This is a genomic window from Sphingopyxis sp. H053 (assembly GCF_001468225.1).
Lineage (GTDB): Bacteria > Pseudomonadota > Alphaproteobacteria > Sphingomonadales > Sphingomonadaceae > Sphingopyxis.
In genome coordinates, this window is sequence record NZ_LNRU01000014.1 from 70,331 (window position 1) to 95,486 (window position 25,156).

The 25,156-nt window shown below is 66.7% G+C and carries 23 protein-coding genes; 13 read left to right on the forward strand and 10 right to left on the reverse strand.

Annotated features, from left to right (window positions below):
• Positions 1-59: 59 nt before the first annotated feature.
• From rpmG to ATE70_RS21295, 5 genes are all read right to left on the reverse strand, one after another.
• Positions 60-227, reverse strand: coding sequence for a 50S ribosomal protein L33 (gene rpmG, locus ATE70_RS21275; protein ID WP_037515700.1), 168 nt, complete (start codon positions 225-227; stop codon positions 60-62).
• A 218-nt stretch (positions 228-445) separates the two neighbouring features.
• The gene (locus ATE70_RS21280; protein ID WP_058539558.1) at positions 446-1,183 is read right to left on the reverse strand and encodes an energy transducer TonB; all 738 of its coding nucleotides are present in this window, start codon (positions 1,181-1,183) and stop codon (positions 446-448) included.
• 143 nt (positions 1,184-1,326) lie between these two features.
• Positions 1,327-2,637, reverse strand: a complete 1,311-nt coding sequence (gltX, locus tag ATE70_RS21285; RefSeq protein ID WP_058539559.1) for a glutamate--tRNA ligase — start codon at positions 2,635-2,637, stop codon at positions 1,327-1,329.
• Positions 2,638-2,670: 33 nt separating this feature from the next.
• Positions 2,671-2,874 carry a hypothetical protein gene (locus ATE70_RS21290; protein ID WP_058539560.1) on the reverse strand — a complete coding sequence of 68 codons (204 nt, stop codon included), beginning with the start codon at positions 2,872-2,874 and terminating at the stop codon, positions 2,671-2,673.
• A gap of 6 nt (positions 2,875-2,880) precedes the next feature.
• Entirely contained in the window at positions 2,881-4,539 is a 1,659-nt protein-coding gene (locus ATE70_RS21295) for an NAD+ synthase (RefSeq protein ID WP_058539561.1), read from the reverse strand.
• A 137-nt stretch (positions 4,540-4,676) separates the two neighbouring features.
• On the opposite strand from ATE70_RS21295, the gene ATE70_RS21300 reads away from it, so the two are divergent.
• Positions 4,677-5,612: a ribose-phosphate pyrophosphokinase gene (locus tag ATE70_RS21300; RefSeq protein WP_037515690.1), complete on the forward strand. Its 936-nt coding sequence runs from the start codon at positions 4,677-4,679 to the stop codon at positions 5,610-5,612.
• A 5-nt stretch (positions 5,613-5,617) separates the two neighbouring features.
• Here ATE70_RS21300 and ATE70_RS21305 read toward each other — a convergent pair whose 3' ends face one another.
• A complete protein-coding gene (locus ATE70_RS21305) occupies positions 5,618-6,160 on the reverse strand; it encodes a TetR/AcrR family transcriptional regulator (RefSeq protein WP_058539562.1) in 543 nt (180 codons plus the stop codon).
• Positions 6,161-6,275: 115 nt separating this feature from the next.
• Here ATE70_RS21305 and hisN point away from each other — a divergent pair, with 115 nt between their 5' ends.
• From hisN to ATE70_RS21350, 9 genes are all read left to right on the forward strand, one after another.
• Entirely contained in the window at positions 6,276-7,058 is a 783-nt protein-coding gene (gene hisN, locus ATE70_RS21310; RefSeq protein WP_058539563.1) for a histidinol-phosphatase, read from the forward strand.
• 17 nt (positions 7,059-7,075) lie between these two features.
• Entirely contained in the window at positions 7,076-7,426 is a 351-nt protein-coding gene (locus ATE70_RS21315; RefSeq protein WP_058539564.1) for a GFA family protein, read from the forward strand.
• Between the two features lie 117 nt (positions 7,427-7,543).
• Positions 7,544-7,747 (forward strand): 50S ribosomal protein L35, encoded by a 204-nt coding sequence (gene rpmI, locus ATE70_RS21320; RefSeq protein ID WP_037515684.1) that lies wholly within the window; start codon positions 7,544-7,546, stop codon positions 7,745-7,747.
• Positions 7,748-7,760: 13 nt separating this feature from the next.
• On the forward strand, positions 7,761-8,126 hold the full coding sequence (gene rplT, locus ATE70_RS21325) for a 50S ribosomal protein L20 (RefSeq protein WP_037515683.1): 366 nt from the start codon (positions 7,761-7,763) through the stop codon (positions 8,124-8,126).
• A 572-nt stretch (positions 8,127-8,698) separates the two neighbouring features.
• Complete coding sequence (locus tag ATE70_RS21330) at positions 8,699-9,601, forward strand: helix-turn-helix domain-containing protein (protein ID WP_082639963.1); 903 nt, start codon at positions 8,699-8,701, stop codon at positions 9,599-9,601.
• A 144-nt stretch (positions 9,602-9,745) separates the two neighbouring features.
• Positions 9,746-10,864, forward strand: coding sequence for a phenylalanine--tRNA ligase subunit alpha (gene pheS / locus ATE70_RS21335; RefSeq protein WP_058539565.1), 1,119 nt, complete (start codon positions 9,746-9,748; stop codon positions 10,862-10,864).
• On the forward strand, positions 10,861-13,248 hold the full coding sequence (pheT, locus tag ATE70_RS21340; protein WP_058539566.1) for a phenylalanine--tRNA ligase subunit beta: 2,388 nt from the start codon (positions 10,861-10,863) through the stop codon (positions 13,246-13,248). Before pheS ends, pheT begins: the two co-directional genes overlap by 4 nt.
• 37 nt (positions 13,249-13,285) lie before the next feature.
• Complete coding sequence (locus ATE70_RS21345) at positions 13,286-14,245, forward strand: alpha/beta hydrolase (RefSeq protein ID WP_058539567.1); 960 nt, start codon at positions 13,286-13,288, stop codon at positions 14,243-14,245.
• 70 nt (positions 14,246-14,315) lie between these two features.
• Positions 14,316-14,867: a methylated-DNA--[protein]-cysteine S-methyltransferase gene (locus ATE70_RS21350; protein WP_058539568.1), complete on the forward strand. Its 552-nt coding sequence runs from the start codon at positions 14,316-14,318 to the stop codon at positions 14,865-14,867.
• Here ATE70_RS21350 and ATE70_RS21355 read toward each other — a convergent pair.
• On the reverse strand, positions 14,864-17,623 hold the full coding sequence (locus ATE70_RS21355) for a [protein-PII] uridylyltransferase (protein ID WP_058539569.1): 2,760 nt from the start codon (positions 17,621-17,623) through the stop codon (positions 14,864-14,866). The genes ATE70_RS21350 and ATE70_RS21355 overlap by 4 nt on opposite strands.
• Positions 17,620-20,283: a DNA mismatch repair protein MutS gene (gene mutS, locus ATE70_RS21360; protein WP_058539570.1), complete on the reverse strand. Its 2,664-nt coding sequence runs from the start codon at positions 20,281-20,283 to the stop codon at positions 17,620-17,622. The genes ATE70_RS21355 and mutS overlap by 4 nt, the downstream gene beginning before the upstream one ends.
• Positions 20,284-20,414: 131 nt before the next feature.
• Here mutS and ATE70_RS21365 point away from each other — a divergent pair, with 131 nt between their 5' ends.
• Positions 20,415-22,679 carry an NADP-dependent malic enzyme gene (locus ATE70_RS21365; RefSeq protein ID WP_058539571.1) on the forward strand — a complete coding sequence of 755 codons (2,265 nt, stop codon included), beginning with the start codon at positions 20,415-20,417 and terminating at the stop codon, positions 22,677-22,679.
• Positions 22,680-22,739: 60 nt separating this feature from the next.
• On the opposite strand, the gene ATE70_RS21370 is transcribed toward ATE70_RS21365, so the two are convergent.
• Positions 22,740-23,222 carry an outer membrane protein assembly factor BamE gene (locus ATE70_RS21370; protein WP_058539572.1) on the reverse strand — a complete coding sequence of 161 codons (483 nt, stop codon included), beginning with the start codon at positions 23,220-23,222 and terminating at the stop codon, positions 22,740-22,742.
• 170 nt (positions 23,223-23,392) lie between these two features.
• Between ATE70_RS21370 and ATE70_RS21375 the strand changes: the two genes are divergently transcribed.
• Both ATE70_RS21375 and ATE70_RS21380 read left to right on the forward strand, forming a co-directional pair.
• Positions 23,393-23,923, forward strand: coding sequence for a ubiquinol-cytochrome C chaperone family protein (locus tag ATE70_RS21375; RefSeq protein ID WP_058539573.1), 531 nt, complete (start codon positions 23,393-23,395; stop codon positions 23,921-23,923).
• On the forward strand, positions 23,920-24,450 hold the full coding sequence (locus tag ATE70_RS21380) for a YceD family protein (protein WP_058539574.1): 531 nt from the start codon (positions 23,920-23,922) through the stop codon (positions 24,448-24,450). The genes ATE70_RS21375 and ATE70_RS21380 overlap by 4 nt, the downstream gene beginning before the upstream one ends.
• Here ATE70_RS21380 and ATE70_RS21385 read toward each other — a convergent pair.
• The gene (locus ATE70_RS21385) at positions 24,447-25,142 is read right to left on the reverse strand and encodes a hypothetical protein (RefSeq protein ID WP_058539575.1); all 696 of its coding nucleotides are present in this window, start codon (positions 25,140-25,142) and stop codon (positions 24,447-24,449) included. The genes ATE70_RS21380 and ATE70_RS21385 overlap by 4 nt on opposite strands.
• Positions 25,143-25,156 lie beyond the last annotated feature (14 nt).

Sequence of the window (25,156 nt, forward strand, 5' to 3'; positions counted from 1 at the left end):
CGGCTTTCGCCGGGATGACGCATTTCTACCCCGCGCGCTTCAGCGCACGAGGAAATGCATCACTTGATCTTGGCTTCCTTGAACTCGACGTGCTTGCGGACACGCGGGTCGTACTTACGCACCGACATTTTTTCGGTCATCGTGCGCGGGTTCTTTTTCGTGACATAGAAAAAGCCCGTGTCGGCGGTGCTCACCAGCTTGATCTTGACGGTCGTCGGCTTGGCCATGGCCCTGTTCCTCGAATTAACTGCACATCCACCGGAGGTCCGAGGGATGCGGCGGGACTAGGGCCCCGACGTTGGTGTGAAAAACATGAAAGGGCCGCGCGACGCCGCGCCGCCCCTCAATATCCGGGCGCCTTTGGCGGGATTCGGCCTTTCTGTCAAGCGAAAGGAAGGACGGGCGGCACATCGGCCGCCCGTCCGGAGGGGTCAGGTTTATGGCCTTAGGCGTTCTTGATCTCGAAACGGACGCGCATTTCCTTCCAGCTTTCCTCGGCCACCCCGCCGCGCGTCGCGGGCTTGAAGCGCCACTTGGCCAGCGCACGCCGTTTCGTCGCCTCGAAAAACGCCGCATCGTCGGCGCTGACCAGCTCGACCGCCTTCACCCGTCCGTCGGTGCCGATCAGCACGCGGACGACCGCGACGCCCTCGATCCCCTCGCGCTGCGCGCGCGCGGGATAATCGGGCTGGAAAAGATCCGCATAACGCTGGTCGAGCTGTGCAAGCACCAGCTTGGGTATCGTCGGCGGATCGGCTGCGCGTGCTGGCGGGCCTGGATCGACGGGGCCGACGTCGGGTATTGAGGGTCCCGTATCGGCCCAAGGTTCCGTCAGCGACGTTGTCGGAACGACCGGATCGATAACGTCGGGCGTCGATGCGGCTCTCGGCATCGGCTCGACATCGTCGGCCTGTTTGGGCGGCGGCGGATCGAGCGGCTTTTCGAGTTCGATCAGCGTCCCGGTCATCGGCTCGCTCTTTGGCACCATTTCGACGATCATCGGCGACAGCGCGACCGCGAGGACCAGCGCGGCGGGCAGCCCGACGGCGAACAGCGCCGCGACGGGGTGGTGGCGGGCGTCGCTGCCATAGCTGTTGCGGGGCAGCGGCACCGCCGCGCCGGCGGGCGCGGTGGTCGCCTCGGGCGCCGTCATAATCGCCGAAATCAGGGGTATCAGGGTCATGGCCTCTCTCCTTGCCTGTATGACCCGGCCCCGCCGCGTTCCGACCGTTGCTGTCGGCCAGGTCAGAATGACGTGATATTATAACATCACGTCACATGTCAAGTGGATCGGTAAACAAGCTTTCACGCGATGCTGTGGGAGACCTAGGCGGCGGAAAGCCGCGCCACCGCCTGATCCTTGTCGATCAGCGGGAGCAGTTCGGCCATGTCGGGGCCATGGTCGCGCCCGGTGAGCGCGCGGCGGAGCGGCAGGAAGAGCGCGCGGCCCTTTGCCCCCGTCGCCTCCTTCACCGCGGCGGTCAGCGCATGCCAGGGGTCGGCGCCCCAATCGATCGCGGGTGCGGCCTGCGCCGCGGCGCCCAGCACCGCCCGGTCGGCCGCTTCGACGGGTGGCGGCGCGAAAGGGCCATCGAACACGGGCACCCACTCGGCGGCCTCGGCCACCGTCGTCAGGTTCGGGCGAATCGCATTCCAGCGCGCCGCGGTGATCGCGGCGGGCAGGCGGTTCGCAACCGCCGCATGATCGGTGTGGTGCAATATCTTCTGGTTGAGCAGCGCCAGCTCGGCCTCGTCGAAGCGCGCGGGGGCGCGGCCGAAGCGTGCGAAATCGATGCTTTCGACCAGCGGCGCAACATCCGTCACCGGCTCGACCGGATCGCTCGTCCCCAAACGGGCGAGCAGGGCGACGAGCGCGATCGGCTCGATCCCGGCCTCGCGCAGGCTTTCCATGCCGAGCGAGCCCAGCCGCTTCGACAATTTGCCCTCGGTCCCGACGAGCAAAGCCTCGTGCGCAAAGGCGGGCGGCGTCGCGCCGAGCGCGGCGAACATCTGGACCTGCGAAGCGGTGTTCGACACATGGTCCTCGCCGCGCACGACATGCGTGATCCCCATCGCGATATCGTCGATCACGCTCGGCAACAGGTAGAGCCAGCTGCCGTCGGCGCGGCGCACCACCGGGTCGGACATTGTCTTGGGTTCGAAATGCTGCGGTCCGCGGACCATGTCGGTCCACTCGATCGCCGCGTCCTGGTCGAGCCGGAAACGCCAGTGCGGCGCGATGCCCTCGGGGACCGGCGCATCGGCGGGCTTGCGCTCGTAAACCGGCGGCAGCCCGCGCGAGAGCAATATCTTGCGGCGGATATCGAGCTCTTCGGGCGTCTCGTAACAGGCATAGACGCGCCCGGCCGCCTTCAGCTTTTCGAACTCGGCCTCATAAAGCGCAAAGCGCGCCGACTGCCGTTCCTCGCCGTCGATATCGAAGCCGAGCCACGCGAGGTCGGCGCGAATCGCGTCGACATACTCTTCTTTCGAGCGCTCAAGGTCGGTGTCGTCGATCCGCAGCAGGAAACGCCCGCCATGCTTGCGCGCCCACAGCCAATTGTGCAGCGCGGTGCGGACATTGCCGACATGCAGGGTGCCGGTCGGCGAAGGGGCGAAACGGGTCACGACAGTCATAGCGCGCGCCTATAACCGCATATCGGGCCGCCGTCAGTCGTCTTCCGCGATCTTGCGATTCTGGACGATGTGCGCGGCCCAACGCAGCGCCATGCCGACGACCGACAGCGCGGCGCCGGCGATCACGGCGCCGACCAACGCGCGATCCTCATCGGGCGCGGGCCATGCGGCCCACGCGAGCAGCGCCACACTGACGATCGACAGCGCATACCCAATCCCGGTGAGCCAGTTCGCCACGCTGCGCTACGCCGTCCGGAAGCCGTGCGTAATCGGATAGCGCCGGTCGCGCCCGAAATTGCGCGTCGACAGCTTCACCCCCGGCGGCGCCTGGCGGCGCTTATACTCGGCGAGCATCAGCAGCCGTTCGATCCGCGCCACCGCGTCGCGATCAAAGCCATATTTCGCCACGACATCGTCGACGCTCGCCTCCTCCTCGACGAGCATATGGAGCATGCGGTCGAGATCGACGTACGGCGGCAGGCTGTCCTCGTCCTTCTGGTCGGGACGCAGCTCGGCGCTCGGCGGCTTGGTGATGATGGTATCGGGCATCACCGGGGTCACCGGGTTGCGCGACAGGCGCGGGACATTTTCGTTGCGCCATTTCGCCACCGCGAACACCGTCATTTTATACGCGTCCTTCAGCGGATTATAGCCGCCCGCCATGTCGCCATAGATCGTCGCATAGCCGACGCTCATCTCGCTCTTGTTGCCCGTCGTGAGCAGCATCGGGCCAAATTTGTTGCTGAGCGCCATCAGCGTCACGCCGCGGATGCGCGACTGGACATTTTCCTCGGTGATGTCGACGTCCTTGTCGGCGAAGCTGCCCGCGAGCATCGCGTCGAACGCCTCGACCGCGGGCACGATCGAGATGGTGTCGAGCTTGCACCCGATCATCGCCGCGCAGCCCGCGGCATCGTCGAGGCTGGTCTGGCTCGTGAAGCGGCTGGGCATCATCACGCACCACACCTTGTCGGGACCGAGCGCATCGGCGGCGATCGCCGCGCAGATCGCCGAATCGATCCCGCCCGACAGGCCGAGCACGACGCCTGGGAAGCGGTTGCGTTCGACATAATCGCGTAAGGATATGATCATCGCGCTATAGATGTCGGCGGGATGCGCCTCCCACTCGGCGATCGCACCGGCTTCGCACGTCCAGCCGTTCGCGCCCTTCGTCCACTGCGTCACGCGCTCCTCGGGCTCCCAGTCGGTCAGCCGGTGCGCGGTCGTCCCGTCGCGGTTCAGCACGAACGAGCAGCCGTCGAACACGATCTCGTCCTGCCCGCCGACGCGGTTGAGGAAAATAACCGGCAGCGAGGTTTCGGCGACCCGGCTGGCGAACACCTGCGTCAGACGCCGCTCGTCCTTGTCGATCTCATAGGGGCTGCCGTTGACCGAGATCAGCAGCTCGGCGCCCTGCCCCACCAGGTGCTGGCAAACCTTGGGCAACCAGCCATCCTCGCAGATCGGCAGGCCCAGCTTCACGCCGCGCCATTCGACGATATCGGGGAGCGGCCCGGGAACGAACACGCGCTTTTCGTCGAAGGTGCCATAATTGGGGAGCTCGTGCTTGCGCCGCGTCGCGACGATCCGGCCGCCGTCGAGCAACGCGACGATATTATAGAGGCTGCCCTCCTCCCACTCGACCGAGCCGACGAGAATCGCCGGGCCGCCGTCGGCGGTATCGGCGGCGAGTTCGGCGAGCATCGTCGCGGCGCGCTCCGCGAGCGCGGGCTTCAACACCAGATCCTCGGGCGGATAACCGATCAACTGGAGTTCGGGATAAAGGATCAGGTCGGCCCCGCTGTGCCGCGCGCGGACGTTGCGCATCGCGGCGGCGTTGGCGGCGAGGTCGCCCACGACCTGCGTCATTTGCGAAAGAACGATGGTGAGCTTTTGTGTCATGCCCGTGGTTTAGGCCGACGCGCGCCGATTTCAACTGCGGCGCGCGCAGCGGATCGGGCTTTAACCCCTTCCCCTATCGGCCCGCGCTGGCTAAGGGGGCGCGCAATCCCACTCCGCGCGAAAGGGCTTCGCAGCGCATGAAACTCATCTCCGGCAACAGCAACCTCCCCCTCGCCCGCGCGATCGCGGACTATCTGGAACTGCCGCTGACCGACACCAGCGTACGCCGCTTCGCCGACGAAGAGGTCTTCGTCGAAATCCATGAGAATGTCCGCGGTCAGGATGTCTTCGTCGTTCAGCCGACGAATTTCCCCGCGAACGACAATCTGATGGAGCTGCTCATCATCAACGACGCGCTGCGCCGCGCCTCGGCGAAACGCATCACCGCGGTCGTCCCCTATTTCGGCTATGCCCGCCAGGACCGGAAGCCCGGCCCGCGCACCCCCATCTCGGCAAAGCTCGTCGCGAACCTCATCACCACTTCGGGCGCCGACCGCGTCCTCGCGATCGACCTGCACGCCGGGCAGATCCAGGGCTTCTTCGATATCCCGACCGACAACCTCTATGCCGCGCCGGTGATGAGCGCCGACATCCAGGCGCGCTTTGCGGGCAAGAATCTGATGGTCGTGTCGCCCGACGTCGGCGGCGTGGTCCGTGCGCGCGCGCTCGCTAAGCGGCTCGACAACGCGCCGCTGGCGATCGTCGACAAGCGCCGCGAGCGCGCCGGCGAATCGGAAGTGATGAACATCATCGGCGACGTGAAGGGCCGCTTCTGCATCCTGATCGACGATATCGTCGATTCGGCGGGCACGCTCTGCAACGCCGCCGCCGCGCTGAAGGCCGCGGGCGCCGAGGGCGTCGTCGCCTATTGTACGCACGGCGTTTTGTCGGGCGGCGCAGTCGCGCGCGTCGATGCGAGCGAGCTTACCGAACTCGTCATCACCGATTCGATCCAGCCGACCGACGCGGTGAACGACAGCAGCAAGGTTCGCGCGCTCACCGTCGCGCCTTTGCTCGGCGAAGCGATCAAGCGCATCGCCGACGAATCGAGCGTCTCCTCGCTGTTCGACTGATCGCATCAGCGCGCGACGAGCGCGCCAATGATATGTTCGAGCTGCCGCCGGAAGGTCGTATGATCGGGCACGGCATGCACCAGCCCGCGCGCGGTCCAGCATAGAGCCTGCGCCATACTGCCCGCGCGCGACACCGCCGAGCCCGGCCCGCTGAACCGGATCGCTTCGGCCATCGCGGCGACCAGCCTGCGCTCGGCCACGCGGACCGCCTCGGGCGGATCGCGCCGGAGCGTCGCCACGATCTCGGTGCCTTGTGGCGAGGCGTGAAGGGCGTCCATGTGCCGGCCTGCCCATGCGTCGAGCGCGTCGGTCAGACGTTCGACGAGCGTCTTTGCGGGCTGGTCGATGCTGGCGAGCGCGGCGGCCAGCGAGCTGTCGATCAGGCATTTGGTCGCCCAATCGACCAGTGCCCCCTTCGATCCGTGCCGGTTATAGAGCGCCTGTCGCGACACACCGAGTGCGCGCGCGACATCCTCCATCGACGTCTTGCGCAGGCCATAGCGCGCGAAGGTCGCGACAATCGGATCGAGGGGAAAGTCACCCGGCATATGAGTGATTTTACAACTTATACCAATATTGTAAAATTGATAAAATCAGGCTTCGATCGGTGCAATAGGTTTGCATGGACTGGCGGCCGGAGGCCGGCTGAGCTAGCGCAGGGCCATGTCGATCACATCAGACCTTACCCTCGCCAATCGCCTTGCCGACGCCGCCGGCGAAGCGATCCGTCCGCTCTTCCGCTCCAACTGGACGCACGAGGCCAAGGCCGATGCCTCGCCCGTGACCGAAGCCGACCGCGCCGCCGAGGCCGCGATGCGCCGCCTGCTCGATGCCGAGGCGCCGCGCGACGGGATCATCGGCGAGGAATATGGCGCCGAGCGCCCCGACGCGTCGCGCCAATGGGTGCTCGACCCGATCGACGGCACCGTCAGCTTCATGGCGGGTCGCCCGATCTTCGGCACGCTGATCGCGCTGCTCCAGGATGGCTGGCCGATCCTCGGCATCATCGACCAGCCGATCAATGGCGAACGCTGGGTCGGCGCACTCGGACAGCCGACCTTGTTCAATGGTGCGCCGGCGCGCACGCGCCCCTGCCGCACCCTTGCCGATGCGGTGCTCGCGACGACCGGCCCGCAATATTTCGCCGACCATGACGCCGAGCATTTCATGGCGCTCGCGGCGAAGACGTCGCACAAGCGCATGGTCTTCGGCGGCGACTGCTATAATTATGGCCTGCTCGCGAGCGGGCATATCGACCTCGTCGTCGAGGCGGGGTTGAAGCTCCATGATTTCGCCGCGCTCGCGCCGATCGTCGAAGGCGCGGGGGGGACGATGTGCGACTGGAACGGCGATCCGCTGAGCGCCGACAGTTCGGGGCATGTCATCGCAATCGGCGACCCCGCACGGCTCGAGGATGTGATAGAGGGACTCGCCTGTCACCACTGACAAGGAGAGGAACGGACATGGCTTTTCAAGGAAGCTGCCATTGCGGCGCGGTGACCTATACGGTCGAGGGCGACATTCCCGGCACGGCGATGAGCTGCAATTGCTCGCACTGTCGGCGCAAAGGCTTCCTGCTCGCCTTCGTGCCCATCGACCAGTTCCGGCTGGAGAGCGGCGCCGACAAGCTCGGGAGCTACACGTTCAACAAGCATAATATCGACCATCAATTCTGCACCGATTGCGGGTGCCAGGGTTTCTCTGTCGGCACCGGTCCAGACGGCTCAAAGATGGCCGCGGTCAACCTACGCTGCGTCCCCGACGCCGACCTTGGTGCGCTCAATATCCAGAAGGTCGACGGCGCGAGTTTTTGATCCCCGAATCGCTTGCATTTCCGGGCGAATCCCCCTAAGCGCCCCGCTTCCGATTGTGTCGGCTGGCTGAAAGGGCTGCCAGGCCGATACGCAAACGGACTTCCAAAGGAGACCAAAATGCCCAAAATGAAGACCAAGAGCGGTGTGAAGAAACGCTTCAAATTCACCGCTTCGGGCAAGGTGAAGCACGGCGTCGTCGGCAAGCGTCACCGCCTGAGCAGCCACAATGCAAAATATATCCGCACCAACCGCGGCACCAGCGTGCTGAGCGATTCGGATGTGGCCCATGTGCGCCTCTGGGCGCCCTACGGCCTGAAGTAAGGAGCGCTAAGGCATGTCACGCATCAAACGCGGCGTCACCACGCGCGCCAAGCATAAACGCGTATTGGAACAGGCGAAGGGCTATTACGGCCGTCGCAAGAACACCATCCGCGTCGCCAAGCAGGCGGTCGAAAAGGCCGGCCAGTACGCTTATCGCGACCGCAAGGTTAAGAAGCGGAATTTCCGCGGTCTGTGGATCCAGCGCATCAATGCCGCGGTCCGCGCCGAAGGCCTGACCTATTCGCAGTTCATGCACGGCGTGAAGCTGGCCGGGATCGAACTCGACCGCAAGGTCATGGCCGACCTCGCGATGAACGAAGGCAATGTCTTCGGGGCGATCATCGCCCAGGCGAAAGCGGCGCTGCCCAAGGCAGCCTGACGCTTTTCAGCCAAGGCAAACGAAACAAGGGCGGTCCCGGTGGGGCCGCCCTTTTTCTTTGGGATCGCAATGGCGGCTAACGATGTCCTATCCATCATCGTCACCCCGGACTTGATCCGGGGTCCCGCTTGAGGTCGAAGCCAGCCTGTGCGTCAAAAAGCGGGATCCCGGATCAAGTCCGGGATGACGAAGGAAAATGAAGCGCCGTCCGCTTCCCACCCGAAGCGGAAATCTACCGTCACCCGCCCAAACGAAGAGGCGGCGCCGGGCTCTCGCCCCGCGCCGCCTCGACAATGGTTCCAGTGGAAACCATCGCCCCCCCGCCCGATCCGAATAGCCGTGGGTCGCAGAAAGCTGACGGCCGGAACGAAGCTCGGAAAATCAGTCGTTTATTTCAGGTCCCCGCCAAGCCCCATCCCTTGGCGTCACGCGGCGATTCTCCTCACACGCCCCCTTCGGAGCGGACCGCGCAACTATGCAGCAGCAGCCGCGTATAAAATTGTAAGAACCCGACAAATATTGGCGCGGGGGCATTGTTTTTCATGCACTTCGCCCTCTAGGAATGGGACAGCATGCCGCACAGCGACGCATCTCCTCTTCTTCCGGCCGGCGCGCGCGTCGCCACGCGCTTTTTTCCGCTGTCGCCCGCCTTACGCCCCTATGTCAGCACCATCTATCTGAGCGAAGTCGCCGGAACCGACGGCAGCCGGGTCGAGGATTATCTGCACCCCGAATGGGCGAACCTGCGATTCATCGAGGGCGACCGGCCGCTCGCGGCGATCGGTGACAGCCCGGTGATCAAGGCGCCCCGCTTCGTCGCCACGGGTCCGACAAGCACCGCGACCTATTTCGCGGCGGGCAACATGCGTGCCTGGGGTATCGGCATCCTGCCGATGGGCTGGGCCAAATTCATTCCCTTGTCCGCCGAAGACCTGGCCGACCGCATGACCGACGGCGGCACCCATCCGGCCTTTGCTCCCTTTGCGCCGTTGCTGGGCGCCTTGCGGCAAGTGAAGGATGTCGACGCCGCGGCGGCGCTAATCGACGGCCATGCCTGCGCCCTCCTCGCCGATGCGCCGCCCGACGACCCGGCGATCCTTGCCGCGCATCGGGCGCTGGTCGACGACGAGGTGACGAGTGTCGCCGATCTGTCGGCCAAATTGTCGCTCTCCGAACGTTCGATCGAGCGGCTGTGCCACCGTGCCTTCGGCTTTTCGCCCAAATTGCTGTTGCGGCGCCAGCGCTTCCTGCGCTCGCTCGGTCGCTTCATGCTCGACCCGTCGATGGCGTGGATCGATACGATGGATCACCATTATTACGACCAGGCGCAGTTCACGCGCGACTTCCAGCGCTTTATGGGCATGAGCCCGCGCGACTATGCCGCGCGCGCCAAGCCGATCTTGGGCGCTGCGGCGTTTGCGCGGGCTGCCGCTGCCGGCGCCGCGGTGCAGGGTCTGCACAAGCCGGCCGGATAGCCCCGTTTTCCGCCAAGTGACTTGACCCGCGCGGCGCGTTCGGTGCAAGCGGCAGGCGACGGACGCGCGGCTAGCCGCCCTATCCATAGAACCAGAGAAATGCAGGCCGGCAGCGCCAGCGCCGCCGGAACAGGACGAACGACAATGAGCGACATTCAGGCCATTCAGACCCGGCTGGTGGACGAGATAGCGGCGGCGGCCGACCTCGATACGATCGAGGCACTGCGCGTGTCGGCGCTCGGCAAGGCGGGGGCGATCACCGCGCTGCTCAAGACGCTGGGCGGGATGACCCCCGATGAGCGGCAGGCGAAAGGCCCCGAAATCCACGCGCTGCGCGAAACGGTCACCGCGGCGCTCGGCGCGCGCAAGGCGGCGCTCGATGCCGCGGCGCTCGACATCAAGCTTGCCGCCGAAGCGATCGACATGTCGCTGCCCGCCGACGCAGGCCCACGCGGCAGCGTGCATCCGGTCAGCCAGGTGATGGACGAGCTCGCCGAAATCTTCGCCGACATGGGCTTTGCCGTCGCGACGGGCCCCGAGATCGAGGACGACTGGCGCAACTTCACCGCGCTCAACATTCCCGAAACGCATCCGGCGCGCGCGATGCACGACACCTTCTATTTCCCCGACCAGATGCGCGGGGGCGCCGACGCCGGTCCGGGTGAAGGCGGCCGCATGCTGCTGCGCACGCACACCTCGCCGGTGCAGATCCGCACGATGATGTCGCAGGAGCCGCCGATCCGCATCATCGCGCCTGGCCGCGTCTATCGCAGCGACAGCGACGCGACGCACACGCCGATGTTCCATCAGGTCGAGGGCCTCGTCATCGACCGCGGCATCCATATGGGGCATCTGAAATGGACGCTCGAAACCTTCCTCAAGGCCTATTTCGAACGCGACGACATCGTGCTGCGCCTGCGCCCCTCCTATTTCCCCTTCACCGAACCCTCGGCCGAGGTCGATGTCGGCTATAGACAGGAAAAGGGCCGCCGTATCGTCGGCGGCAATGGCGACGACGATGGCCATGCGTGGATGGAGCTGCTCGGCAGCGGCATGGTCAACCGCCGCGTGATCGCGAACTGCGGGCTCGACCCCGATGAGTGGCAGGGTTTCGCCTTCGGGGTCGGCGTCGACCGGCTCGCGATGCTGAAATATGGCATGGATGATCTGCGCGCCTTCTTCGACGGCGACCTGCGCTGGCTGTCGCATTACGGGTTCGGCGCGCTGTCGGTCCCTACGCTCAGCGCGGGGATTTCAGCATGAAGATCACCCTCGACTGGCTGAAAGAGCATCTCGACACTATCGCGACCGTCGATGACGTCGTCGCGACGCTAAACCGTATCGGCCACGAGGTCGAAGGCGTCGAGAACCCCGCCGAAAAGCTCGCGGGCTTCCGCGTCGCTAAGGTGCTGACCGCCGAACGTCATCCGCAAGCCGACAAGCTGCAAGTGCTGACCGTCGACACCGGCGATGGCGGCGCTCCGCTGACCGTCGTCTGCGGCGCCCCCAACGCGCGCGCCGGCCTGATCGGCGTGCTTGGCCTGCCGGGCGCGGTCGTGCCCGCGAACGGCATGGAGCTGAAGGTCGCCGCGGTGCGCGGTGTCGAATCGAACGGCATGATGTGTTCGACGCGCGAGCTCGAGCTTGGTGACGATCATGACGGGATCATCGAGCTTCCCGCCGACGCCCCGATCGGCACCCCCTTCGCCGACTACAGCGGCGCGGGCGATCCGGTGATCGACATTTCGATCACCCCGAACCGGCAGGACTGCATGGGCGTGCGCGGCATCGCGCGCGACCTCGCCGCCGCGGGACTCGGCACGCTGAAGCCGCTCGATATCCCAACGATCGTCGGGGAAGGCGCGCCCGCGACCGAAATCGCTACCCTCGATCCCGAGGGCTGTCCCGCTTTCTTCGGCCGCACGATCAGCGGCGTCACCAACGGCACCGCCCCCGAATGGATGCGCCGCCGCCTCGAAGCCGTCGGGCAGCGCTCGATCTCGGCGCTCGTCGACATCAGCAATTATGTGATGTTCGACCTCGGCCGCCCGAGCCACATTTATGACCGCGCCCAGCTGACCGGCGCACTCGCCGCGCGCCGCGCGAAAGACGGCGAGACGGTCACCGCATTGAACGGCAAGGACTATATCCTCACCGGCACGATGACGGTGATCGCCGACGACAGAGGCGTCCACGATATCGCCGGCATCATGGGCGGCGAGCATAGCGGGTGCAGCGAGACGACGACCGACGTGCTGATCGAGGTCGCTTATTTCACCCCCGAACGCATCGCGCTGACCGGCCAGGCGCTCGCGCTGACCAGCGATGCGCGCAGCCGCTTCGAGCGCGGGGTCGATCCGGCGTTCCTCGACGACGCGACCGCGATCGTGACCGCGCATGTGCTCGCGATCTGCGGCGGCACGCCGTCGACTGTCACGCGCGCGGGCGCCCCGCCCGCCGAGGTGAAGACGGTCGATTACGACCCGGCGCTGTCGGCGACGCTCGGCGGCATCGCGATCGCTCCCGAGCGGCAGAAGGAAATTCTTGCCGCGCTCGGTTTTTCGGTGATCGAACAGGGCGGCCGCTGGCAGGTCGCGGTGCCGAGCTGGCGCCGCGACGTCGACGGCGCCCCCGATATCGTCGAGGAAGTCACGCGCATCACCGGCTTCGACGCCGTGGCATCGGTGCCGCTGCCGCGCACCGACGGCGTCGCGAAGCCGACCGCGACCGCCGAACAACTCACCGAACGCCGCGTGCGCCGCGCCGCGGCCGCCGCCGGGTTCGACGAAGCGGTCACCTGGTCGTTCATCAGCGAAGCCGATGCCGCGCCGTTCGGCGGTGGCACGTGGAGCCTCGCGAATCCGATCAGCGAAGACCTGAAGGTCATGCGCCCGTCGCTTCTCCCCGGCCTGCTCGCCGCGGCGCAGCGCAACCAGAATCGCGGCGCGAACAGCATCCGCCTGTTCGAGATCGGGCGGCGCTATCTGTCCGACGCCGAGCATCCGACGCTCGCCGTGCTGATGGCGGGCGACAAAAAAGCGCGCGGCTGGCAGGCGGGCAAGGCCGCGCCGTTCGATGCGTTCGACGCCAAGGCGGCGGCGCTGTCGCTGCTCGAGGCCGCGGGCGCGCCCGCCGACCGGTTGCAGGTGATGGAGGCGGTCACGACCGGCAGCATCTGGCACCCCGGCCAGTCGGCGACGCTACGGCTCGGTCCCAAGGCGGTGCTCGCCGAGTTCGGCGCGCTCCACCCGCTGCTGACGCGCGCCTTCGACGTCGACGGCCCGGTGATGGCGGTACAGATCTTCCTCGACGCGATCCCAGCGAAGCGCGCGAGCGGGCCCGCGCGCGCGGCGTTCACCCCGCCCGCGTTGCAATCGGTGCGCCGCGACTTCGCCTTCCTCGCGCCGACCAGCCTGACCGCCGCCGATCTGGTGCGCGCTGTCCGCGGCGCCGACAAGGCGGCGATCGTCGATGCGCGCCTCTTCGACCGCTTCGCGGGGCAAGGCGTGCCCGAGGGTCAGGTCAGCCTCGCGGTCGAGGTCGAGCTGCAGCCGCTGGAGAAGAGCTTCACCGACGCCGAACTGAAGGCGATCGCCGACAAGGTGGTCGCCGCGGCGGCGAAGGTCGGGGCGGCGCTGCGCGGCTGAGCTTCGCGTCGGCGAGGGATGAAAGGGAGAGTTTGATATGGACACCCGCCACCTCGTCGACCGCGAGATCGCGCCGATCATCGACCTGTTTCCCCGCGTCGATCTCGACGCGGCGCCGATCGCCCAGATTCGGGCCAAGGCGGCGGAGACCTATTCGATCCTGCCGCCACCGGTCATCGCGCCCGAGAAGCTGCTCGTGCCATCGATCCATGGCGGGCCCGACATAATGGTCTTTCTCTACCGCCCGGCGGAAACACGCCCGGGCGGCGGCGCGATCCTCCACATCCATGGCGGTGGCATGGTGATGGGATCGGTCGAACAGATGCAGGCCGGACCCGCCGCGCTGGCGGCGGCCGCGGGCGTTCCCGTCGCGTCGGTCGAATATCGGCTCGCCCCCGAGCACCCCTTCCCCGCGCCGCAGGAAGATTGCCATTCGGCGCTGGCGTGGCTCGCGGGGGAAGCCGATGCGCTCGGCTTCGACGCGGGCCGGATCGTCGTCGCGGGCGAGAGCGCGGGCGGCGGACTGGCCGCCGCACTCGCGATCATGGCGCGCGATCTCGGCGGGCCCGCGATCGCGGGTCAGCTCCTGACCTATCCGATGCTCGATCACCGCACCGGCGGCGATGCCTGTCCGTACAACAATCCGACGACGGGCGAGTTCATCTGGACGCGCGCAAGCAATCGCTTCGGCTGGCGCGCGCTGCAGGGCGACTATAAGATCGACGACACCCGGCGCGGCTGGTTTTCGCCGAGCCTTGCCGACGATCTGTCGAACCTGCCGCCCGCCTATATCGCGACCGGAAGCCTCGACCTCTTCTTCGACGAAAATCTCGACTATGCGCGCCGGCTCGTCGCGGCGGGGGTGCCCGTCGACCTGCACAGCTATGCCGGTGCGATTCACGCCTTCAATGCGATCCCCGACGCCGCACTGTCGCAGCGCTTCAACGGCGGGCTGCTCGCGGCGGCGGCGATCATGGCGGGACCCTCAGGCGGCTGAAGGGCAAGCATCTTGCGATATGGTTTTGGCGAAACAACGCCCTATATCGAACCCAAGATGAGGGACGGATATGCCCGGCCATAGCCATTATCAGCTTTTCGAAACCGCGGCCGGCGTTGCGGCCATCGGCTGGACGCGCACCGGCATTATGAGTTTTCGCCTGCCTGCGTCGACCGCGGCCGAAGCCGAGCGCGCCATTTTACGCCGCCTGCCCGACGCGGTGCGTAGCGAGCCCCCGGCCGAAATTGGGGCTGTCATCGACGCGGCGATCCGTTATTTTGAAGGCGAACGGATCGAGTTTTTCGACATACCGATCGATCTGGGCGAACAGCCGCCCTTCTTCGCACAAGTCTATGCTTTGGTACGCAAGCTCGGCTGGGGCGAAACAACCACCTATGGTGCCGTCGCACGGGCGCTGGACGTGGGGCCAGAACATGCCCGCGCCGTCGGGCAGGCGATGGCGACGAATCCCGTGCCGCTGATCATCCCCTGTCACCGCGTCATGGCTGCGGGTGGCGGAATCGGCGGGTTCTCCGCGCCGGGCGGCTCGCAATCCAAGGCGCGGATGCTCGAACTCGAAGGCGTGCCCCTTCCCCCGGTGCAGCAAGGGTTCGACTTCTAGGCCGCGACGGCATCCTCGCTATGGCTCGTCGCCGCTTCGAGCAGGCGTTTCTCGAGGCTCTTCACGCGCGCCGGGCTGTCGATCTTGTCGCCGATCAGGTCGGTCACATAGAAGGTGTCGACCGCGCGCTCACCGTAGGTCGCGACATGCGCGCTGTGCACCGTCACCTTCGACTGGAACAGCGCATAGGCGAGCTGATTGAGCAGCGCGGGGCGGTCCTGCGCATTGACCTCGATCACCGTAAACCGATTGGAAGCCTTATTGTCGACAAAGACGTTCGGCGCGACGCGGAATGCCTCGGCGCGCGTGCGCGGCAATGCCCGCGCTTCGAGTTTGGGCAGCAATTTGTGGCGGTTGGCGAGCGCATCCTCGATCGCGCGGGTCAGCCGGCCGATCTGCCCCGCTTCGGCGAACGGCCGTCCGAGCGGATCCTGGACGAGAAAATTGTCGAGCGCGAGCCCGTCGCGCGTCGTGTGAATGCGCGCATCGATGATGTTGCCGCCGGCAAGGTGGATGCCCCCCGCCATGCGATAGAATAGCCCTGGATGGTCGGCGGCGAGCACCATCACCAAGGTCGCGCCGCGATCGTCGTCGGGGACCGCGGCGATATGCAGCGGCGCATCGCCCGCCTGCCGGATATGGACCAGATTGGCGGCGATGACCTCGACGGGTTCGGCGATCCAATAGCTTTCGGGAAGGCGTTTCGCGACCTTGTCGAAGGTTTTTTGGTCGAAGCCGAACTGCGCCGCGACCGCTTCCTTCTTGCTTTCGATCCGCGCTTCACGGCCGCGCTGCTTGTGGCCGAGGCGCAGCACTTCCTCGGCCGCGTCATAAAGCTCGGTGAGCAGCTGGCGTTTCCAGCCGTTCCACACCCCGGGACCGACCGCGCGGATGTCGACGACGGTGAGCACGAGCAGCAGGCGGAGGCGCTCGGGGCTTTGCACCACCTGCGCGAAATCGAGGATCGTCTTGAAATCGGCAAGGTCGCGCTTGAACGCGGTCGCCGACATCAGGAGGTGATAGCGCACGAGCCACGAGACGGTCTCGGTCTCCGCCTCGTTCAACCCGAGCCGCGGGCAGACGCGCAGCGCCAGTTCGGCGCCGAGCACGCTATGGTCGCCGCCGCGCCCCTTGGCGATGTCGTGGAGCAGCACCGCGACATAGATCACGCGCCGCGAATGGATTTGGTCCATGATCGCGGTCGACAGCGGATGATCGTCCTTGAGCCGGTTCTGCTCGATGTCAGCGAGCAGCCCGATCGCGCGGATCGTATGCTCGTCGACCGTATAATGATGGTACATGTCGAACTGCATCTGCGCGACAACGCGGCCGAAATCGGGAACGAAGCGGCCGAACACCCCCGCCTCGTTCATCCAGCGCAGCACCGTTTCAGGGTCGCGCGGGCTCGTCAGCACGTCGAGGAACAGCTCGTTGGCGCGTGCGATGCGGCGCACCCCGCGCGCGTCGATCAGCTTCGCATCGTGGCGCGCTTGCCGCATCGCCTGCGGATGGATTTCGAGGCCATGCTTGTCGGCGAGCGCAAAAATCTCGACCAGCCGCACCGGCTCCTGCTGGAAAAAGTCGTCGCTCGGCAACGCGAGCCGGCCGCGGTCGAGCACGAAGCCGTGAAGCTTGCCCGGGCGGCGCCGGATCGTCGGCAGGAAACGCCGCCCGCGCGCCGCCATCTGGTCGTCGAGATGCGCGAGGAAGGTGCCGGTGACGTCGCCGACGCTTTTGGCGTGGAGGAAATAGAGCTGCATGAAGCGCTCGACCGCGCTCTTGCCCGGCCGGTCGGCAAAATGCATCCGGCGCGCGATTTCGGGCTGGAAATCGAAGGTCAGCCGGTCCTCGGCGCGGCCGGCGAGAATATGGAGGTGACAGCGCACCGCGAGCAGGAAATTTTCGGCGCGCGCGAACTGGCGAAGCTCGCGCCCCGACATCAGCCCCGCATCGACCAGCTCGGGCACGGTGCGCACGCGGTGGATGAACTTGCCGATCCAGAAGAGCGTATGGAGGTCGCGCAGACCGCCCTTCCCCTCCTTCACATTGGGTTCGACGACATAGCGCGAATCGCCCATCCGCTTGTGCCGCTCGTCGCGCTCGGCGAGCTTTTCGGCGACGAATGCGCGCGCATTGCCCGCGACAACTTCGGCATCGAAGCGCGCCGACGCCTGATCGTAAAGCGCGCGGTCGCCCCAGATGAAGCGCCCTTCGAGCAGCGCGGTGCGGATGGTGAGATCCTCCTTCGCCGCGCGCACCATCTCGTCGAGCGAGCGGCTCGAATGGCCGACCTTCAGCCCGAGATCCCACAAGGTATAGAGCTGCGCCTCGATCACCTGTTCGGTCCAGCTCGTCTGCTTGAACGGCGTCAAGAAGCCGATGTCGATATCGCTGTGCGGCGCCATTTCGCCGCGCCCGTAGCCGCCGACCGCGATCAAAGTGATGCGCTCGCCCGCCGAGCGGTTGGCCGACGGATAGAGATGGCCGGTGGTGAAATCATGGCTGAGGCGGATGATCTGGTCGATCAGGAACGCCGTCGCATTGGCGACGACGCGCCCCGACGAGGGGCGTTCGAGCAGCCGGCGCTCGATCTCGGCGCGGCCATCCTCGAGCGCGCCCTTGAGCAGGTCGACCAGCGCGCGGCGGCGTTTTCCGGTGTCGCTCGTTTCACCGGCGATCTCGTCGAGCCGTCCCGCCAGCGCGCGGCGATCGATGATCGCGCGGCGCTGGTCGAGATTGTCGAACAGGTCGCTCATCGCTCGTCCGCCATCAGCCGCTTGAGCGCATAGAGCGCGTCGAGCGCCTCGCGCGGGGCGAGCGCATCGGGATCGATACCTGCCAGCGCCTCGCGCAACGCATCCTTCACCGCCGCGGGCGCCTCGGCGAGCGTCGCGGCGAACAGCGGCAGGTCGTCGAGCCCCGCGGCGAGCCCGCCGGTCTTCTCGCGCCCCGCCTCGAGCTTGGCGAGCACCGCTTCGGCGCGCTTCACCACCCCCGCGGGCACGCCCGCGAGGCGTGCGACCGCGAGGCCGTAGCTGCGGTCGGCGGGACCCTCGGCGAGTTCGTGGAGCAGCACCAGATCGCCTTGCCATTCGCGCGCGCGAACATGGTGGAGCGACAGCGCGTTCAGCGTTTCGGCGAGCCGCGTCAGCTCGTGATAATGCGTCGCGAACAGGCAGCGGCACTTGTTGACCTCATGCACCGCCTCGACCACCGACCAGGCGAGCGCGAGCCCGTCGTAGGTCGAGGTGCCGCGCCCGACCTCGTCGAGGATGACGAAGCTTTGCGGGGTCGCCTGCGCGAGGATCGCCGCGGTCTCGACCATTTCGACCATGAAGGTCGAGCGCCCGCGCGCGAGGTTGTCGCTCGCACCGACGCGGCTGAACAGCCGGTCGACGAGCCCGAGCTTTGCGGCAGCAGCAGGGACGAACCCGCCCGCCTGTGCGAGCACAACGATCAGCGCATTCTGGCGGAGGAAGGTCGATTTACCACCCATATTCGGGCCAGTGACGAGCCACAGCCGGTCGCGCTGCGACAGTGAGACGTCGTTGGGAACGAACCGTTCGCCCGACTTCGCGAGCGCCGCCTCGACCACCGGATGGCGGCCACCGCTGACGTCGAGGCACGGATCGTCGGAAAGATCGGGGCGGCACCAATTGTGGCTCATCGCATGATCGGCGAGCGCCGCTGCGACGTCGATGCGCGCGAGCACGTCGCAGCTCGCGGCAATCGCCTCGCGCCGCGCGATCGCGGCGTCGGTCAGCGATTCGAGGTGCGCCATTTCGGCGGCGATCGCGTGGACACCCGCCTGCGTCACGCGGCTCGCGGCTTCGTGCAGGTCGGACGAATTGAAGCGTACGACCCCCGCGAGCGTCTGGCGGTGGGTGAAGCCCGATTCGGGGGCCATCAGTGCGTCGGCGTGCTTTGCGGGCACCTCGACATGATAGCCGAGCACGCCATTGTGACGGATCTTGAGCGAGGCGATGCCGGTGCGGTCGCGATAGTCGGCTTCGAGCGCGGCGATCGCCTTGCGCCCATCGCGCGCGGTTTCGCGCAGCGCGTCGAGCGCATGGTCGTAACCCTCGGCGACATAACCGCCCTGCGCGGCGTCGACCGGCGGGGTTTCGATCAGCGCGCGGCTGAGTTCGTCGACGAGCGTGCCATGGCCGTCGAGCCCCGGAAGCAGCCGCGTGAGCAGCGGCGGCAGGTCGGGCCGGCGGGCAAGCCGTTCGCGCAAGAGCCGTGCGCCGCCGAGCGCATCGCGGAGCTGCGCCAGGTCGCGCGGCCCGCCGCGCCCCGCGACGAGGCGGCCGAGCGCGCGCCCGGCGTCGGGCAAAGCGCGGAGCGCCGCGCGCAGTTCGCCGCGCCACAAGGCGTCGCGCGCGAGACCGTCTACAAGGTCGAGCCGGTCGAGGATCGCATCCTTGTCGGTGAGCGGGCTCGCGAGATCGTCGGCGAGCAGGCGTGCGCCCGCCGCGGTGACGGTGCGGTCGATCGTGCCGAGCAGGCTGCCGTCGCGCGCACCCGCCATCGTGCGGACGAGTTCGAGGCTCTCGCGCGTCGCGGCGTCGATCGCCATCCGCCCCGACGCGAGATGGCGCAGCGGCGGCTGGAGGAAGGTCGGCCCGCCGGTACCGACATGGTCGAGATAGGCGACGAGCGCGCCCATCGCGGCGATTTCGCCGCGCCCGAACTGGCCGAAGCCGTCGAGCGTCTGGACGCCGAAGAAGCTTTCGAGCCGCTTCTGCGCGCTCGTGCTCGAAAAGTCCGCGGGCGGCCGCCGCACGATCTGCCGCGCCGACGAGATCGGCAGGTCTTCGGCGCTCTCGCTGATCAGAAGCTCCGAAGGCGCGAGCCGCGCGAGTTCGGCGTCGACCGCTTGCGCAGGAACCGCGACGACTTCGAAGCGCCCCGTCGAAATATCGGCGGCGGCAATCGCCACCTCGCCGTCGCTGCCGATCTGCGCAAGCGCGGCGAGCCGGTTCGCGCTGCGCCCTTCGAGCAGGCTTTCCTCGGTCAGCGTCCCCGCGGTGACGAAGCGCACGATGTCGCGCGCGACGAGTGCCTTCGATCCGCCGCGCGCCTTCGCCTCGGCGGGCGTCTCGATCTGTTCGGCGATCGCGACGCGGTGCCCGGCGCGGATCAGCCGCGCGAGATAGGATTCGGCGGCGTGGACGGGAACGCCACACATCGCCACCGGCTGCCCATCATGTTCGCCGCGCGAGGTGAGCGCGATGTCGAGCGTCGACGCCGCCGCCTTCGCGTCGTCGAAGAACAGCTCGAAGAAATCGCCCATGCGATAGAAGAGCAAGCAATCGCCCGCCTTGTCCTTCAACGCCCAATATTGCGCCATCATCGGCGTCGCGGCGGGCGCGGGATTGTTCATATTGGCAGCGGAGCGGGCGGTGACAGGCATGCGACATGCTTAGGGACGGATATGGGGCCGTGGCAAGACGCGCGCGCGATTCGCGGGTTCCATTTCCGCTTGGCGACGCTAGGGAATGGGCTCGGGCGCGCATCTTGTGAATTCATTTGAGAGGATAAACGATGGATAGTGGCAGCAAGGTGCAATTTTCGGACCGCGAGGCGCTGCTGTACCACGCCTATGGCCGGCCCGGGAAAATCGAGATCGTCGCGTCGAAACCGATGGCGACGCAGCGCGACCTCAGCCTTGCCTATTCGCCCGGTGTGGCGGTTCCGGTGCTCGCGATCGCCGAGGATCCGGCCAAGGCCTATGATTATACGATCAAGGGCAATCTGGTCGCGGTGATCTCGAACGGTACCGCGATCCTGGGGCTCGGCAACCTCGGCGCGCTCGCATCGAAACCCGTGATGGAAGGCAAGGCGGTGCTGTTCAAGCGCTTCGCCGACGTCGATTCGATCGACCTCGAGGTCGACACCGAAGATCCGCAGCGCTTTATCGAGGCGGTCGAACTGCTCGCGCCGAGCTTTGGCGGCATCAACCTCGAGGATATTGCGGCGCCCAACTGCTTCATCATCGAGGCGGCGCTGAAAGAACGCATGAACATCCCGGTGTTCCATGACGACCAGCACGGCACCGCGATCATCACCGCGGCGGGCCTGATCAACGCCTGTTACCTGACAGGACGCGATCTCGCGACGGTGAAGGTCGTCGTCAACGGCGCCGGCGCGGCGGCGATCGCGTGCACCGCGCTGATCAAGGCGATGGGCGTGCGGCACGAAAATGTCATCATGTGCGACCGCAAGGGCACGATCTATCAGGGCCGCACCGAAAGCATGGACCAGTGGAAGTCGGCGCATGCGGTGCCGACCGAAGCGCGGAACCTGACCGAAGCGCTCGTCGGCGCCGACGTGTTCCTCGGCCTGTCGGCCGCGGGGGCGCTGAAGCCCGAGATGGTGAAGGATATGGCGCCCGCGCCGATCATCTTTGCGATGGCGAACCCCGATCCCGAAATCTCGCCGCCGGACGCCCGTGCAGCAAGACCTGACGCGATCATCGCGACGGGACGGTCGGACTATCCGAACCAGGTCAACAATGTGCTCTGCTTCCCCTTCATCTTCCGCGGCGCGCTCGACGTCCATGCGACCGCGATCAACGAGGAGATGAAGATCGCGGCTGCGTATGCGATTGCCGACCTTGCGCGCCAGCAGGTGCCCGAGGAGGTCGCCGCGGCCTATGGCGGGCGCGCATCGAGCTTCGGCCCCGAATATATCATCCCCTCGCCCTTCGATCCGCGGCTGATGGAAATCGTGCCGGCGGCGGTCGCCGAAGCGGCGATGAAGAGCGGCGTCGCGCAGCGGCCGATCGCGAATCTCGACGAATATCGCACCCAGCTCCGCGCGCGGCTCAATCCGACCACCTCGGTGCTGACGCTCGCCTATGAAGCCGCGCGCAACAATCCGAAGCGCGTCGTCTTTGCCGAGGGCGAAGAGGAAGTCGTGCTTCGCGCCGCGATCCAGTTCCGCGATGGCGGGTACGGAATCCCCGTGCTCGTCGGGCGCGAGGGGCTGCACGACAAGCTCCGCGCGATGGGTGTCGCCGACGCCGAAAGCTTCGAGGTCCATAACAGCGTCAATTCGCCGCACGTCCCGCAGATGGTCGACATGCTTTACGAACGGCTGCAGCGCCGCGGATACCTCCGCCGCGACGTCGAGCGCATGGTCAATCGCGACCGCAACATCTTCGGTTCGCTCTTGCTCAAAATGGGGCTCGGCGATGCGATGATCACGGGCACGACGCGCACCTACTCGCAGTCGATGCGCGAAATCCGGCGCGTGATCGACCATGCCGAGGGCAAGACGCCGTTCGGCATCCACATTCTGGTCGATCAGCACCACACCATCTTCATGTCCGATACGACGGTGAACGAGCGGCCGACCGCCGAGATGCTCGCCGATATCGCCGAGCGTACCGCGCAGGTCGCGCGGCGCATGGGTCACGAACCGCGCGTCGCTTTCCTGTCCTACTCGACCTTCGGCAATCCCGAGGGAAGCTGGCTCGAAAGCATCCGCGAGGCGGTATCGATCCTCGACCAGCGGGGGCCCGCCTTCGAATATGAAGGCGAAATGGCACCCGACGTCGCGCTCAATGAGAAGGTGATGAAGAATTATCCCTTCTGCCGCCTGTCGGGACCCGCGAATGTCCTGATCATGCCGGGGCTGCAATCGGCCAATCTCTCGGCGAAGCTGCTCCGCGAACTCGGCGGCGGCGCCGTCATCGGCCCGATGCTCGTCGGCATGGAAAAGCCGGTGCAGGTCGCGACGATGGCGTCGACCGCGTCGGACCTCGTCACGCTGGCGGTGCTCGCGGCCGGCGGGATAGCGCAATAAGAAAAAGCGGCGGTGCCCGGGGCACCGCCGCTTTTCTGTCCGTTGCCGGTATCTGCGGGCTTATTGCCCCGGCGCACCCGCACCCGGCGCACCGACGGCGCCGATGTTACCGAAGATATCTTCGAAGAAGCTGCGATGACGACCGAGCGTCGGCGTCTTGTCGCCTTCGGGGCTGATCTTGCTCACCAGTTCGAGACCGGTGCGATCAACCGCGGCGACATTGCCCGCGGCGTCGAAACGGACGCGCAGCACCTGCTGATCGACCGGGCGCGGCTTAGCGAAGGCGAGCTGACGCGTTTCGCGCGACACATAATAATATTCATTGTTGCTGAACTGGCCGACGAAGGTTGGACGGCCGAGCGTCTTTTCGACCGATTCGCGGTTATCGACGCCCGGCGTGATCGCCTCGGTCAGCAAAGGATCGACGACATAGCCCTGCCGTCCCTTGAGCTGCGCGCAACCGCTGGTGGCGAGCGCGACGGCGAGGCCGAGCACGACGAGGCGCGCGCGCGGGGCAGGAAGCGAAAGGATCGAATTCGGCATAAATATCTCCGTTGCGCCTGTCCGCCGCTTGTCCGGGCGGTCGGCGCTGGCTCTCGCGCCTCTTAACCGCAAGCGGACAGCGCGCACAAGCCGCTTGTGCCGCGGCAAAGCTTGCCACAAGCTGACCGGCGGCTCTTTTCGGGCGGCCCGAATGCGCCTAAGCAGCTGCCATGTTCTCACTTCGCAAACTCTTCAAATCCGATCCCGACCCGCGCGAGGCCCGCCGCCCGCTATGGAACGCCGTCGTCGCCGCCGCGCGCGCGCCGCACTGGTACGCGCAAGGCAGCGTTCCCGACACGCTCGACGGCCGCTTCGATATGATCAGCCTGGTGATGGCGCTCGTGCTGCACCGGATCGACGACGAACCGGCACACGGGCTCGCGGGCGTCCAGCTCACCGAATTGTTCGTGAACGACATGGATGGGCAGATGCGCCAGATCGGCTTTGGCGACATGGTCGTCGGCAAGCAGGTCGGGCGGATGATGAGCGCGCTCGGCGGGCGGCTCGGCGCCTATCGCGCCGCCGATGGATCGGACGAATTGCGCGGCGCGCTGGTCCGTAACCTGTGGCGCGGCAACGAACCCGCCGCAGCGGGGCTCGCGCATGTGATGGCGGAAGTCGCTGTTCTACGGGCCGCACTCGCGGCCACCCCGGTCGTCGATCTTATTATCGCGGATCATCTGGGCGGAGCGGCACGTTGAGCACCCCGCCCGAATTCTCTCTGATCGTGACGCTGGCCGACGCCGCGCATGGCCGCACGCTTTCGGTCGAGGTCGATGCGGAGGCGCGCGCGCGGATCGCCAAGCGGCTGGCGCTCGTCGCGCTCGACCGCTTCGTCGTCACTGGCGAAGTCCGCGCGATCGCCGGCGGCATCGGCGCGAAGGGCGAGGTGCAGGCCAAGGTGGTACAGGCGTGCGCCGCGACCGACCTGCCCGTTCCGGCGACGATCGTCGAGCCGTTCGACCTGCGGTTCCTGCGCGATGTCGATGCGCCCGTTGGCGAGGACGAAGAGATCGAGATCGGCAGCGACGATCTCGATCTGTTGCCGCTCGAAGGCGACCGCGCCGACCTCGGCGAAGCGGCGGTACAAACGCTCTCGCTCGCGCTCAACCCCTTCCCGCGCCATCCCGACGCCGACCGCATCCTCGCCGAAAAGGGCGTGCTCAGCGAAGAGGCCGCGGGGCCATTTGCCGCGCTCGCGAAGCTGCGCGGAAAGCCCGACGCCTAGCGGCCTTCGTCGGGGGCGGGCTTTGCCTCTTCCTCGACCAGATCGGCGACCGCGGCGCCCAGCCCCGGCTCTTCCTTCGCGGGCGGCGTTTCGGCCTTCGGCTTTTCCGCCGCCTCGCCCGCGGCCTTTTCGTCGCGGGTCGGCGGCAGCGCGCCGCCGAGCGCGTTGGCGAGGCCGAGCAACTGCTCGCCGATCACCTTGTCGACCGCGGGCGCGATGTCTGCGATCTTGAAGCGCATATAGCCGCCGACGACATAGTCGAAGCGCAGCGCGCTGCCCGTCGGGGTTTCCTTGATCTGGATCGTCAGCGTGGCGGTGAGCGCCTCACCCTGAAGCGGCCCGAACGCACCCGAGAGGCGCAGCATCTGGTTCGGTTTCGAAAAGAGGATGCGCGCGTGCTGCACGCTGCCGACGCCCGCCCCGGTGTCGGGCAATTTCTCGCAGAAACAGCCGCCCGCCTGCTGATCGAGCCAGAAGTTCGCGGCGTCGCCCGACCAGCTATGATCCTTCGACCACCAGCTTTGCGGCATGCGGAGCATTTTCCACACGTCGGCGGGGGTCGCGGCGACCTGCGCCGTATGCGCCACGGCGAAACCGATCTCGCTCTGGTCGACAACCTTGGCGTTTGCAGCCGGCGCAAAGGCAAGCGCCGCGATCAGCGCCGCACCTGCGAAATATCTGGAAATTGCCATCAGCCTGTCCCCCT

Bases quoted from the DNA above. Each gene is read 5' to 3' on its own strand.
- ATE70_RS21370 (WP_058539572.1), bottom strand. From the start codon at position 23,222: ATGCCGAATTCGATCCTTTCGCTTCCTGCCCCGCGCGCGCGCCTCGTC.
- rpmG (WP_037515700.1), bottom strand. From the start codon at position 227: ATGGCCAAGCCGACGACCGTCAAGATCAAGCTGGTGAGCACCGCCGAC.
- ATE70_RS21295 (WP_058539561.1), bottom strand. From the start codon at position 4,539: ATGACACAAAAGCTCACCATCGTTCTTTCGCAAATGACGCAGGTCGTG.
- hisN (WP_058539563.1), top strand. From the start codon at position 6,276: ATGTCGATCACATCAGACCTTACCCTCGCCAATCGCCTTGCCGACGCC.
- mutS (WP_058539570.1), bottom strand. From the start codon at position 20,283: ATGCCTGTCACCGCCCGCTCCGCTGCCAATATGAACAATCCCGCGCCC.
- ATE70_RS21315 (WP_058539564.1), top strand. From the start codon at position 7,076: ATGGCTTTTCAAGGAAGCTGCCATTGCGGCGCGGTGACCTATACGGTC.
- ATE70_RS21305 (WP_058539562.1), bottom strand. From the start codon at position 6,160: ATGCCGGGTGACTTTCCCCTCGATCCGATTGTCGCGACCTTCGCGCGC.
- ATE70_RS21355 (WP_058539569.1), bottom strand. From the start codon at position 17,623: ATGAGCGACCTGTTCGACAATCTCGACCAGCGCCGCGCGATCATCGAT.
- ATE70_RS21330 (WP_082639963.1), top strand. From the start codon at position 8,699: ATGCCGCACAGCGACGCATCTCCTCTTCTTCCGGCCGGCGCGCGCGTC.
- ATE70_RS21300 (WP_037515690.1), top strand. From the start codon at position 4,677: ATGAAACTCATCTCCGGCAACAGCAACCTCCCCCTCGCCCGCGCGATC.
- ATE70_RS21365 (WP_058539571.1), top strand. From the start codon at position 20,415: ATGGATAGTGGCAGCAAGGTGCAATTTTCGGACCGCGAGGCGCTGCTG.
- ATE70_RS21385 (WP_058539575.1), bottom strand. From the start codon at position 25,142: ATGGCAATTTCCAGATATTTCGCAGGTGCGGCGCTGATCGCGGCGCTT.
- ATE70_RS21280 (WP_058539558.1), bottom strand. From the start codon at position 1,183: ATGACCCTGATACCCCTGATTTCGGCGATTATGACGGCGCCCGAGGCG.
- ATE70_RS21350 (WP_058539568.1), top strand. From the start codon at position 14,316: ATGCCCGGCCATAGCCATTATCAGCTTTTCGAAACCGCGGCCGGCGTT.
- ATE70_RS21375 (WP_058539573.1), top strand. From the start codon at position 23,393: ATGTTCTCACTTCGCAAACTCTTCAAATCCGATCCCGACCCGCGCGAG.
- rpmI (WP_037515684.1), top strand. From the start codon at position 7,544: ATGCCCAAAATGAAGACCAAGAGCGGTGTGAAGAAACGCTTCAAATTC.
- ATE70_RS21345 (WP_058539567.1), top strand. From the start codon at position 13,286: ATGGACACCCGCCACCTCGTCGACCGCGAGATCGCGCCGATCATCGAC.
- pheT (WP_058539566.1), top strand. From the start codon at position 10,861: ATGAAGATCACCCTCGACTGGCTGAAAGAGCATCTCGACACTATCGCG.
- gltX (WP_058539559.1), bottom strand. From the start codon at position 2,637: ATGACTGTCGTGACCCGTTTCGCCCCTTCGCCGACCGGCACCCTGCAT.
- pheS (WP_058539565.1), top strand. From the start codon at position 9,746: ATGAGCGACATTCAGGCCATTCAGACCCGGCTGGTGGACGAGATAGCG.
- rplT (WP_037515683.1), top strand. From the start codon at position 7,761: ATGTCACGCATCAAACGCGGCGTCACCACGCGCGCCAAGCATAAACGC.